The organism is Micromonospora sp. NPDC049523 (genome assembly GCF_040676775.1).
Classification (GTDB): Bacteria; Actinomycetota; Actinomycetes; order Mycobacteriales; family Micromonosporaceae; genus Micromonospora_G.
In genome coordinates, this window is record NZ_JBFAPP010000006.1 from 180,423 (window position 1) to 191,970 (window position 11,548).

An 11,548-nucleotide genomic window follows, 5' to 3' on the forward strand; every position below is an offset into this window, starting at 1 on the left:
ACTGACGGGGCCGCCGCAGGTGCGTCAGTGGCCGGCGAGCACCCGCAGCGCCTCGTCGCGGCCGAGTGCCGTACCCCGGACGAAGGCCGGTTCGTACGCGTCGTCGCCGAGCGCGGCTCTCGTACGGTCGGCGATCCGGGTGAGTTCGGCGGCCCCGGCGACCGTGACGTCGCGCAGCACCCGGTCGACCGCGCCGAGCAGCAGCGCGGCCCGGGTCGGGTCGGTGCCGCCCAGGTCGAGCCGGACCAGGCCATCGACCGCCTCGCCCAGCGGCGGCAGGCTGTCGAGTACGAGCGTGCTGGTCAACGCCTGCGCGTAGAAATCGCGTGCCGCGCCGACACCGTCGGTCACCTCGGCTATCCGTCCGAGCATCACCAGCAGGTCCAACCGGGTGCCGGCGGCGGCGAACCAGCCCTGCGGGCACTCCGCCAGCGCGGCCTCGCACAGCTCGCGGGCCTGGTCGAGGTCACCGCGGCGACGGGCGATCTCGCCGAGACCGAGCCGGGACGCGGCGGCGAGTTCGAGCGCCCCCGCCTGCCGGGCGAGCCGCCCGGCCCGGACAAAATCGGTGTGCGCGCCCACCAGGTCGTCGGCCTGGATCCGTACGTTGCCGCGGGTGCGCAGCAGATCCGAGATGTCCACGGTCGAACCGAGTTGTTCGGCCAGCGGCAGCGCCTCGGCCAGCGACACCAGGGACGACGCGTGATCGCCGCGCGCGGCGGTCAGTTCGGCCGTCGTGGCGAGCGCCAGCACGGTGCCCCACCGGTCACCGATCGCACGCAGTCCCGCCAGCCCCCGCGCCAGTGCGGCCTCGGCCGGCTCGGCCTGTCCGCCGAACAGCCAGGTCAGGCCCAGGCCGATCGAAGTCAGCGCGCGTGCCCACGGGTCCGAGCCGAGCAGCCCGCCCTCGTCGATCATCGCGAGCATCGCCTCGGTGCTGTCCGCCGGTGGCCCGGACGCCATCGCGGACAGGAAGAGCAGGAAAGGCTGGCGCGGCGGCCGACCCAGGGTACGCAGCACCCACTCCGCCGCGTTCGTGCCGGTCGGCGGCTGTTGCCGGGTGAACCCGCCCAGCGCGGCGTTCAGCAGGCAGAGCGTGTGCTCCTCTTCGAGTCCCCGCGGTGGCTCGGGGCCGACCGTCCGGAGCACTTCCTCGGCCAGCACCGTGGCCTCGCCGCGCAGGCCCCGTACCCACCAGTAGAAGGACAGGGCCGCGACCAGCCGGAGCGCGGGGGCGGGATCGGCGGCACCGGTGGTACGGCGCAGCGCGGCGTGCAGGTTGTCCCGCTCGGCGTCCAGCCGCCGCAGCCAGTCCAACTGCTCCGACCGGCGCAGGTGCGGGTCGGCGGTTTCCGCGAGTTCCAGGAAGTAGGCCGCGTGTGCCCGGTGCAGCGGGTCGACCTCGCCGGCCTCGGCCAGCCGCTCGGCACCGTACGCGCGCACCGTGTCCAGCATCCGGTAGCGCCCGTCGTGCACCTCGACCAGGGACTTGTCGACCAGGCCGGCGAGCACCTCGACCACGTCGTGGCCGGGCAGCCCGCAGACGCCCTCGGCGGATCCGACGGTGGCGCCGCCGGTGAACACGGTCAGCCGGCGGGCCAGCACCCGTTCGGTCGGGTCGAGCAGGTCCCAGCTCCACTCGACCGCCGCGCGCAGCGTGCGGTGCCGTGGCAGGGCGGTGCGGCTGCCGCGCGACAGCAGCCGGAACCGGTCGTCGAGCCGGGCGGCGATGTCCGCCACCGGCAGGGTCCGCAGCCGGGCGGCGGCCAGCTCGATGGCCAGCGGCAGCCCGTCGAGGGTACGGCAGATGCGCAGTACGGCGTCGACGTCGGCGGTGCCGAGTTCGAAGTCGGGTGCCACGTCGACGGCCCGTTCGACGAAGAGGCGTACGGCCGGGTAGTCGCGGGCGTCGGCCGGGGTGCTCCGCTGCGGTGGCAGCGCGAGCCCGGTGACCGGGCACAGCGCTTCGCCGGTGAGCCGCAGCGGCTCCCGGCTGGTGGTGAGGATCCGCAGCCGGGGGCAGGTGTGCAGCAGCCGGGCGGCGAGCCGGGCCGCCTCGGCGACGACGTGTTCGCAGTTGTCGAGCACCAGCAGCAGTGGTCGGTCGGCGAGCGCCGCGACCAGCCGTTCGGTGGTGACCTGCCGGTGCTCGGCCGGGGCCCGCAGTCCCGCGTCCCGCAGCCCGAGCGCGGTGAGTACGGCCTGCGCCACGTTCGTGCCGGGGCTCACCACGGCCAGTTCGACGAAGCAGACCTCGCCCTCCTGCCGGCCGGCGGCCTCGATCGCCAACCGGGTCTTGCCGGCGCCGCCGGGACCGGTGAGCGTGACCAGTCGGGCCTCGCCGAGCAGCTTCCCGACCCGGCGTAGTTCCTCTTCCCGCCCGACGAAGCTGGTGAGCTGGCTGGGCAGGCCCGGCCGGGCGGTCGGTGCCGGCGTCGGGTCCCGATCCGCCCGCAGCACCGACAGGTGCACCGCGGCCAGTTCGGCGGAGGGGTCGGCGCCGAGTTCGTCGGCGAGCGTACGGCGCGCGTCCTCGTACGCGGCCAGCGCCTCGGCGGTTCGGCCGGCGGTGTACAGCGCCCGCATCAGCAGCGCGCGCAGCCGTTCCCGCAGCGGGTACGCGGTGACCAGCTCGCGCAGTTCCCCGATCGGCGGCGCCCGGTCGGGGAGTCCGAGTTCGGCGTCGATCCGGTCCTCGACGGCGTCGAGCCGGAGTTCGTCCAGGCGGGCGGCGTGCGCCCGCCCGGCCGGGGTGTCGGCGATGTCGGCCAGCGGTGCGCCGCGCCAGAGGTCGAGTGCCTCCCGGAGCAGGGCGGCGGCGGTGGGCCGGTCGCCGGTGGTGAGTGCCCGGCGGCCGGCGGTGGCGAGCCGGCCGAACCGGTGCGCGTCGACCTGTTCGGGGTCCACCGCGAGTCGGTAGCCGGTCTGGTGGAACTCGACCAGCGGGTGCGCCGGGTCCGGGCCGGGCAGGGCCTGGCGCAGCCGGGAGATCTGTGACTGGAGTGCGTTCGCGGCGCCGTGCGGCGGGGTTTCGCCGTAGAGGCCGTCGATGAGCCGTGGTACGGGCACCACCCGGCCCGCGTCCACCAGCAGCAGGGTGAGCAGCGCGCGCAGGCGGGTGCCGCCGACGGCGACCTGTTCCCCGTCGGCGCGCAGTACCCGGGTCGGGCCCAGGATGCCGTACCGCATGGCACCCATTGTCGCCCACCGGGAAGACGCGGTGGTCTGGCCGGCTCCGGCGGTGGTCGCGGCGGTGCAGGTCAGGGGCGGTCGGTTGATCGGAGTTGCCGGCAAACCCCCGCAACGTCTACTTTGCAGCGGTCTTCCGTCGGCCCCTGTGTGAGGAGTGCGGCCCGTGACCGAGACGTCTGGTTCCACCGTCGAACCACCCAAGATCGATCCGAGCGTCTCCCATTCGGCCCGGATCTGGAACTTCTGGCTGGGCGGCAAGGACAATTTCGCGGTGGACCGGCAGATCGGGGAACAGTTCCAGGATCTGTTCCCGGATATCGTGCCGATCGCCCGGGGATCGCGGGAGTTCCTGTCCCGGGCGGTGACATATCTGGCCGGGCAGGTGGGCATCCGGCAGTTCCTGGACATCGGCACCGGGTTGCCGACCGTCGACAACACGCACGAGGTCGCCCAGCGGGTGGCGCCGCAGTCGCGGATCGTCTACGTCGACAACGATCCGATGGTGCTGTCGCACGCCCGCGCGTTGCTCGCCGGCACCCCACAGGGTGTGACCGAGTACGTGGACGCCAGCCTGCACGACCCGGACCGCATCCTGGACGCGGCGCAGCGGGCGACCCTGGACTTCGACCAGCCGGTGGGGCTGATCCTGATGAACATCCTGGGCCACGTCCCGGACCTCGACGAGGCCCGGTCGATCGTGCGCCGGCTGATGGCCGCGCTGCCCGCCGGCAGCCATCTCGTGGTCGCCGACGGCACGAACGTGGTCGACGGTGCGGCATTCGAGGCCGCCATTGCGGTATGGAACGCGAGTGGCTCGTTGCCGTACCACCTGCGTACGCCGGACGAGATCGGCACGTATTTCGACGGATTGGAGTTGGTCGAACCGGGTGTGGTGTCGTGCCCGCTGTGGCGGCCCGATCCGACCGATCCGACACCCCGCCGCCCGGTCGACGAGTTCGGTGCGGTGGGTCGCAAGCCGTAGCTTGCCGGGCACGCCGCCGCAGGTGGGCGGCGGGTCGGGCCGGCGCGTACGCGATCTTGGGCAGATGCCGCTGAATCGGGGACAAGTATGTCAATATCTGACGTTCCTCGGCCGGTATTGACGAAGATCCGTAAGGGGCAAAGACTGACGCCCGCACTTACGTGTGGCGCCGGGTCGAAGCCCGTACCCGGCCCGAACACGCTCGCTTTTGGAGGACCTCAGATGAGGAGTTCCCACCCGAGCAGGGTGGGCCGGATGGCGGCCCTGCTCGCCCTACCGGTCGCCCTCGCGCTCAGCGCCGGCCCGGTCGGCGCCCAACAGTCCCAGCCGGACGGGCAGGTCGTGCCCGACCGGCAGTCCAGCACGGAGCAGAACGGCGTCGCGCTGATGCGCGTCGTCGTGCCCGGTCAGGCCGACCTCGACCGGCTCAACGACCTGGGCGTCGACCTCGCCGAATACAAGAAGCCGGTGGACGACGGCCTCGAGGTGCACGCCGTACTCAGTCCGGAGGAGACCCAGCAGCTTCGCGAGCTGGGCTTCGACGTACGCGACGCGATCTCGGACCAGACCGACTTCGCGGAGAACAAGGCCGAGCGGCAGGCTGCCATCGCCGCCGCGGCGGTCGACGCGGACGAGGTCGACAAGCTCACCCCGCTGCGCGCGGAGTGGTTCACCAGCATCGACGACCAGCGGTTCATCTCGATCGAGGTGAAGTCGAGCGCGATCGACGCCCAGACGAGCCTCACCGTCACCTGGGACAAGGGCAAGGGGACCCCGGCCGGCTCCGGCGGTACGGCGACCATGTCCCGGTTCACCGACGCCGGGCAGTACATGTACCACCGGTTCAACACCCCGATCCCGGTCACCGACGCACCGGCCACGGCGACCATCACCAGCAACCGGGGCGGCACCGTCACCGTGCCGGTGAAGAAGTGGCTGGGTGCGAAGGTCAAGGCACCGAGCAAGCACTACCTCTCGGACTTCGTCGACCACTACATGGACCCGACCGAGATCAACAACCGGATCACCACGCTGGGCCGGGAGTTCCCGAAGATCGCCGAGGTGATCGACCTCCCGAACCTGACCAACGGCTACCGCCGTGCGGCGCAGGCGCAGTTCGGCACCGATGCGGCGAGCACGCTCTACGTCAGCTCCAAGGCGTACGGCTCCGAGGGCGGCAACGGCCTGACCGTCGCGCTGGTGAAGCCGCAGGCCGCCTCGGCGCCGCTCGGTGTCGTGGTGACCGGTCGCAACGTCGTGGTCAACCTGGCCACCGACGGTTCGGCCGCGGTCAGCAGCACGGCCAAGCAGGTGGTCGACGCGCTCAACGCGGACACCGCCGTGTCCGCACTGCTCACCGCCGCCACCTACCGGGGCAACGCCGGGGCCGGGCTGGTCGCGGCCGCGCCGGCCGCGACGCTGACCGACGGCCTCAAGGCGCCGGCGTACGTCTCGCGTGACCCGTTCCAGATGAAGGCGCTGCGGATCGGCAAGAAGCGGGACGGCTCGAAGGTGGGTGTCTTCCTCTACTGCCAGGAGCACGCCCGCGAGTGGGTCACCCCGATCACCTGCGTGGAGACCGCAGAACGCCTGCTGCGCAACTACGCCACCAACGAACAGACCCGCAAGCTGGTCGACGGCCTGGACATCTTCATCCTGCCGGTGGCCAACCCGGACGGCGCGCACTACAGCTTCTACGACTTCAACTCGCAGCGCCGGAACATGACCAACCACTGCACGGAGACCAACTCCGACCCGGGCCGGCGCAACTCGTGGGGCGTCGACCTGAACCGGAACTTCTCCGTCGGTTCGGTGTTCGACGGTTACTCCGGTGCCTCGACCACCTGCACCGGCGACACGTTCGCCGGACCGGCCGAGTTGTCCGAGCCGGAGGCCCGCAACGAGGTCTGGCTGACCAACCAGTTCCCGAACATCAAGTTCGCCATGAACACCCACTCGTACGGCGGGTACTTCATGTGGCCGCCGGGGGCGTACAAGACCGCCGGCCGGGAACTGCTGCCGTCGCCGGACTTCGGCACCGAGAACTACTTCTGGGACGCCTCCACGCACGTACTCAGGGCGGTCCAGTCCTACCGGGGTACGGCGGTGTGGCCGGGTCGTACCGGCCCGGTGCCGGACGTGCTGTACTCGGCGGCCGGTAACAGCGCCGACGAGCACTGGTTCAACCGGGGCATCATCGGCTGGGACTTCGAGGTCGGTTCCGACATGTACGACCCGGCGACCGGCCGGTTCAACGCGGTCGGTTTCCAGCCGCCGTTCGCCGAGGGGCACGAGGAGGCGATGGAGTTCGCCGCCGGGCAGATCGCCATCCTGGAGGTCGCCCAGGCGTACGCCGCGGACAAGACCGACCCGGTGTCGACGCTGACCGTACGGGACAAGGGCGTCGGCTCGAAGGTGTTCAGCTTCAAGATCGACGAGCCGGCGAACATCTACTACACCCTGGACGGCAGCCGGCCGACCCTGAACTCGACCCGGCTGACCTCGGCCGGAATGCGTGAGGGCGCGCAGGAGATCACGATCAACGCGAAGACCACGGTGAACTGGTTCGCCGTCGACATCGCGGGCAACATCGAGAACAACTACCAGCCCACCGGCACCCGCAACAACTACAAGACCCAGACGCTCTACGTACCGAAGCAGTAGCCCCACCGGGTGGTACGCGGTGGCCGCCGACCCTCGGGTCGGCGGCCACGTCGCGTCGCGGCGGGCGTCAGGCGCTCGGTGCCGGTTGGTCGAGGATCGCGCTGAAGCGTTCCTCGGCCAGGTCGAGCTGTTGGAAGATGTGCTGCTTCACCCGGTGCGACAGTGGCGTGTCCGGGCGGCCGATCAGCTCCCGGAACACCGGCACCAGCGGGCGGTATTTGGTGGCCGACGAGGCCACCTTCGGTCCCACCGTGTGGATCACGCCGACGCCGTTGTCGGTGAAGTCCGACACCTTGATCACCCGTGCCCACGGCTCCCGGTCCAGGCTGGCCGCGACGTGCTCGCGGTACTGGACGTACCGGTCCCGGTCCGGGCTGAACGCGGGGTTGGTGACCGCGGCGACCAGGCAGGCCACCCGGTCACCGAACCGCCGGGCCAACTCGGCCAGGGCGGCCGCGGTCGGGTCGCCGGCCGCGTCGATGCGGGCGCCGGCCAGTTCCGCCGGGTGGTCCTCCACCGAGTCGTGCAGCAGCCCGGCGACGACCACGTCCACGTCGTCCACGTCGTAGTGGTGCAGCAGCCGGATGCTCACCCGCAGCAGGTGGTTCAGGTACGGCTCGCGGACCCGGCGGTCGTCGCGGTGCAGTTCGCTGGCGAGGTCGAGGGCGGTGGTCAGCCGATCTCGGTCGGCCGGGTCGAATCGTTGGATCTCCAGCCGGAACCTCTCCCGGAGGCCGGCCTCACCGTGGATCTCGGTGATCGCGTGCATCGGCATGCTGGCGAGGTACGCGGGAAACTCCATGCCGCTACTTATATCGGATCCCGGCAAGATCAGCTTTGCTCGACACGGGCCCGGGTGGCCGCCAGGAACTCCCGGATCAGCGCCGGGTCCTTCACGCCACGGCTCACCTCGACGCCGCTGGAGACGTCGACACCCCACGGCCGCAGCGTCTCGATCGCGGCGGCGACGTTGCCGGGGTGCAGGCCACCGGCAAGCAACCAGTGCCCGTCCGGTACGTCACGGTCGAGGGTGTCCCAGTCCCAGGCGGCACCGGAACCGGGCTGCGGCGAGTCCACGATCAGCAGGTCCTCGCCGAGCGCGCCGCAGCGCAGGCCGGCCGGACCGCCGGGGGAGGTGGCCCGGACCAGCGGCAGGCCGAGGTCCCGCAGCGCCGCGTAGTGGCTGGCCGGCTCGTCGCCGTGCAGTTGGATCGCCCGTACCCCGGACTCGGCCACCGCGGCCCGGACCGCCTCGACCGGTTCGCCCCGGAACACCCCGACGGTCAGTACGCCCGCCGGCACCGGCCGCGCCAGTTCGGCCGCCTGTGCCGGGGTCACCTGTCGGGGGCTCGCGGTGAGGACGAAGCCCACCGCGTCCGCGCCGGCCAGGACCGCGGCTTCGACGTCCCGCTCGGTGCGTAGCCCGCAGACCTTGACGAACATCCGATCCCGCCCCTCCACATCCGGCCAGTGCTGCGGCGCCATTCTCGCGGGCGGGGCCGCAGTGCCTCGCCCCGGGATCGACGTCCGGCGTGTCGTGGCGTCCCACGCGGCGGGTCGTACACCGTAGGGGTGAGGTGAAAGTCGTACATCTTCCGCTTTATCCGAAAAATGCTCAACTGTAGCTGCAAGTGCCTTCGGACTGTGTCCATCGCGACATCCGAGCCTGCCATGCAACTTCCCGCCGCCTCGGTCACGTCATCGTCCTGCGCTGACCGAGGGGTCAGCGGCGCGATAGGGGAGATCGATGGAAGCTGGAACAAACCGGGCACGGCGCGGCGGCCTGTCGCGCCGACAGGCGATCACTTCGGCCGCGCTCGCCGCCGCCGGTCTGGGAGCGCTCGGCACCGGGTTGGTCCTGCGCCTCCCGCAGGCCGCCGGTCAGGCCGGGCCGGGCGCGAACACCCCCAGCCCGACCCCGAGCCCCACCCCGGACCTGTTCGCCGAGGCGCAGACCCGGATCGAGGCGTACGTCGCCGGGTTGGGCGAACGGATCACGCTGGCCGTACGCGACCAGGTGACCGGCACCGAGCTGACCGTCGGCACCCGCGCGTTCCAGACCGCCAGCATCGTCAAGGTCGACATCCTCGCCGCGCTGCTGCTGCGCGCCCAGGCGAAGGGCGAGCAGCTCACCGCCACCGACCGGCAGCGGGCCCGTCCGATGATCGTGATCAGCGACAACGACGCCGCGTCCGCGCTCTACCAGAAGATCGGCAAGGTCGCCGGCCTCACCGCCGCCAACCAGACGCTCGGCCTGAGTGAGACCACGCCCAACGTGCACTGGGGCATGACCAAGACCACCGCAGCCGACCAGGTACGCCTGCTCACCGCGATCACCGCCGCCGACAGCCCGCTCGCACCGGCCAGCCGTGCGCTGATCCTCGACCTGATGAGCCAGGTCGACAAGACCCAGCGGTGGGGGGTTCCCGCCGCGGCCACCACGCAGACCACCGGGACCTACGTGAAGAACGGCTGGGTGCCGGACGACGCGAACGGCAACCGCTGGGAGGTAAACAGCATCGGCCGACTGGTCGAGCCCGGACACGACTGGCTGGTCGCCGTGCTCTCCGACAACCACGTGAAGCTGCAGGACGGGACCACGATGGTGGAGAAGGCGGTCAAGTACGCCCTCGGCGAACTGCGCGAACTACCGGCCGTCACGATTCCCTGACCCCCTGCCGGGGCAGCAGGCCGCCGGGGCTGGTCGCGGGGTCCGTCGTCGTCGCCGGGTCGGCCGGGTCCGTCGTCTGTGCCTTCGCCGGGTCAGCCGGGTCCTTCGCCGGGTCAGCCGGGTCCTTCGCCGGGTCAGCCGGGTCCTTCGCCGGGTTGGCCGGGTCCGTCGTCGGTGCCTTGGCCGGGCGGCGGTGCAGCAGGGCGAAGAGGCCACCGGCGAGCAGGCCCCAAAATGCGGCGCCCAGGCCGAGCACGGTGATCCCGGAGGCGGTCACCAGGAAGGTCACCACGGCGGCCGGGCGTCCGTCGGGATCGGCGACCGCCGCCGCGATCGCCGCGCCGAGCGCGCCGAGCAGGGCCAGCCCGGCGACCGCCTCGACCAGCACCGGCGGGGAGAGCAACACCAGCGCCGTGGCCAACCCGGACCCGAGCCCGAGTACGAGCTGTCCGGACCCGGCGGTGACCGAGGCGATCCACCGCCGACGCGGGTCCGGGTGTGCGTCCGGTCCCGCGGCCAGGGCGGCGGTGATCGCCGCGAGGTTGACCGCGTGCCCGCCCAGCGGTGCGGCGAGGGTGCTGGCCAGCCCGGTACCGACCAGGACCGTACGCAGGGGCGGCCGGTAACCGAAGCCGGCCAGCACCGCCATTCCGGGCACGTTCTGGCTGGCCATGGTGACCAGGAACAGCGGCAGGGCCAGGCTGACCGTCGCCGCCCAGGTCCACGTGGGTGTGGTGAACACGATGGTGGGGCGCAGGTCCGCGCCGGCCAGCCCACCGGCCGGTGCGGTCCACACGATCGCGACCACGGCCACCGCGAGTGCCGCCGGTACGGCCCACTGCCGGGCGTACCGGCTGAGTACGGCCCAGGTGACGACGACCGGCGCCGCCATCATCGGCACCTCGACCAGGGCGCGTACCGGGGCGATGCAGAGGTCGAAGAGCACCCCGGCCAGCATCGCGCTGGCCACCGGCACGGGGATGGCGGCGACCGCCCGGCCCAGCACCGGAATCAGGCCCGCCGCGGTGATGAGCAGACCGCAGAGGACGAACGCGCCGACCGCCGCGGCGAACCCGCCCGGTACGGGACCGGTGGAGACCAGCAGGGCGGCTCCCGGGGTGGACCAGGCGATGCTGATCGGGATCCGGTGCCGTACCCCGAGCCAGATCGCGACCAGGCCCATGGCGAGGCAGAGGGCGAGCAGGCCGGAGGCGGCCTGGCGTTCGTCGGCGCCGACCGCCCGGAGGGCGGCGAGGATCAGCGCGAAGGTGCTGGCGAAGCCCACCACTGCGGTCAACACACCGGCCAGGACGGGTTGGAGCAGGCGATTCATCGGTGCCTCCCACCGTCGATCTCGATGCTGCCGGTGCGCTTCGGCGTCACGTCGGCGTCGCGTCACCCACAGCCCTCACCGGCGTTCCGTAAACGGAACGCTCGGGGATCTGGAGAATAGCGCCATGGACTCAACCGTGGTGGAGCCGGGCGGTGCCAGCGTGGGACGCCGGCTGCGCGAACTCCGCGAGGCGCAGGGCCTGTCGCTGTCCGCCCTGGCCCGCCAGGCCGGCATCGGCAAGGCGACGCTCTCCGGGCTCGAGGCCGGCACCCGCAACCCGACCCTGGAGACGCTCTACGCGGTGACCGCGCAGCTCGGCGTACCCCTGGCGGCGGTGCTCGCCGACAAGGCGGGCCCCGAGGGCGGGTCACCGCCGGTCGTACGCGGGCGGGCGGTGGTCGCCACCCTGCTCGAGGTGTTCGAGGAGGCGTCGGTCACGTACGAGCTGTTCCGGTTGCGGGTCCTGCCCGGCCCGGCGCAGACCTCGCCCGCGCACCACGACGGCGTGACCGAGCACATCACCGTCTTCGCGGGCGTACTGCGCGCGGGACCGTTGGACGCGCCGCTGGTCGCCGGCCCCGGTGAACACATCTCGTGGCGGTCCGACGTGCCGCACGGCTTCGCCGCCGCCGGCCCGGACGAGGTGCAGGCCAGTCTGCTGATCCGCTATCCGCGCCGACCCGGACCGTCCTGACCGGGTCCGGGC

Annotated in this window: 8 protein-coding genes; 4 read left to right on the top strand and 4 right to left on the bottom strand. The window is 72.1% G+C overall.

The genetic code is table 11. From position 1 onward, the window contains the following. Positions 1-24: 24 nt before the first annotated feature. The gene (locus AB0J90_RS11360; protein WP_363594664.1) at positions 25-3,189 is read right to left on the bottom strand and encodes a BTAD domain-containing putative transcriptional regulator; all 3,165 of its coding nucleotides are present in this window, start codon (positions 3,187-3,189) and stop codon (positions 25-27) included. Between the two features lie 166 nt (positions 3,190-3,355). On the opposite strand from AB0J90_RS11360, the gene AB0J90_RS11365 reads away from it, so the two are divergent. Together AB0J90_RS11365 and AB0J90_RS11370 are read left to right on the top strand one after the other, a co-directional pair. Further along, positions 3,356-4,174, top strand: a complete 819-nt coding sequence (locus AB0J90_RS11365) for an SAM-dependent methyltransferase (protein ID WP_363594666.1) — start codon at positions 3,356-3,358, stop codon at positions 4,172-4,174. A 222-nt stretch (positions 4,175-4,396) separates the two neighbouring features. Further along, positions 4,397-6,838 (top strand): M14 family zinc carboxypeptidase, encoded by a 2,442-nt coding sequence (locus tag AB0J90_RS11370; protein ID WP_363594668.1) that lies wholly within the window; start codon positions 4,397-4,399, stop codon positions 6,836-6,838. 67 nt (positions 6,839-6,905) lie between these two features. Here AB0J90_RS11370 and AB0J90_RS11375 read toward each other — a convergent pair whose 3' ends face one another. Together AB0J90_RS11375 and AB0J90_RS11380 are read right to left on the bottom strand one after the other, a co-directional pair. Beyond that, positions 6,906-7,640 carry an HD domain-containing protein gene (locus tag AB0J90_RS11375; RefSeq protein ID WP_363594670.1) on the bottom strand — a complete coding sequence of 245 codons (735 nt, stop codon included), beginning with the start codon at positions 7,638-7,640 and terminating at the stop codon, positions 6,906-6,908. 29 nt (positions 7,641-7,669) lie between these two features. Beyond that, positions 7,670-8,281 carry a phosphoribosylanthranilate isomerase gene (locus AB0J90_RS11380; RefSeq protein WP_363594672.1) on the bottom strand — a complete coding sequence of 204 codons (612 nt, stop codon included), beginning with the start codon at positions 8,279-8,281 and terminating at the stop codon, positions 7,670-7,672. A gap of 304 nt (positions 8,282-8,585) precedes the next feature. Between AB0J90_RS11380 and AB0J90_RS11385 the strand changes: the two genes are divergently transcribed. Then, entirely contained in the window at positions 8,586-9,509 is a 924-nt protein-coding gene (locus tag AB0J90_RS11385; protein WP_363594673.1) for a serine hydrolase, read from the top strand. Here AB0J90_RS11385 and AB0J90_RS11390 read toward each other — a convergent pair. Next, complete coding sequence (locus AB0J90_RS11390; protein WP_363594674.1) at positions 9,496-10,842, bottom strand: benzoate/H(+) symporter BenE family transporter; 1,347 nt, start codon at positions 10,840-10,842, stop codon at positions 9,496-9,498. The genes AB0J90_RS11385 and AB0J90_RS11390 overlap by 14 nt on opposite strands. A gap of 124 nt (positions 10,843-10,966) precedes the next feature. On the opposite strand from AB0J90_RS11390, the gene AB0J90_RS11395 reads away from it, so the two are divergent. Further along, positions 10,967-11,536 (top strand): XRE family transcriptional regulator, encoded by a 570-nt coding sequence (locus AB0J90_RS11395; RefSeq protein WP_363594676.1) that lies wholly within the window; start codon positions 10,967-10,969, stop codon positions 11,534-11,536. Positions 11,537-11,548: the final 12 nt, after the last annotated feature.

Coding starts and splice junctions, on each gene's coding strand:
- AB0J90_RS11360 (WP_363594664.1), bottom strand. CDS start 3,189: ATGCGGTACGGCATCCTGGGCCCGACCCGGGTACTGCGCGCCGACGGG.
- AB0J90_RS11370 (WP_363594668.1), top strand. CDS start 4,397: ATGAGGAGTTCCCACCCGAGCAGGGTGGGCCGGATGGCGGCCCTGCTC.
- AB0J90_RS11375 (WP_363594670.1), bottom strand. CDS start 7,640: ATGGAGTTTCCCGCGTACCTCGCCAGCATGCCGATGCACGCGATCACC.
- AB0J90_RS11380 (WP_363594672.1), bottom strand. CDS start 8,281: ATGTTCGTCAAGGTCTGCGGGCTACGCACCGAGCGGGACGTCGAAGCC.
- AB0J90_RS11385 (WP_363594673.1), top strand. CDS start 8,586: ATGGAAGCTGGAACAAACCGGGCACGGCGCGGCGGCCTGTCGCGCCGA.
- AB0J90_RS11390 (WP_363594674.1), bottom strand. CDS start 10,842: ATGAATCGCCTGCTCCAACCCGTCCTGGCCGGTGTGTTGACCGCAGTG.
- AB0J90_RS11395 (WP_363594676.1), top strand. CDS start 10,967: ATGGACTCAACCGTGGTGGAGCCGGGCGGTGCCAGCGTGGGACGCCGG.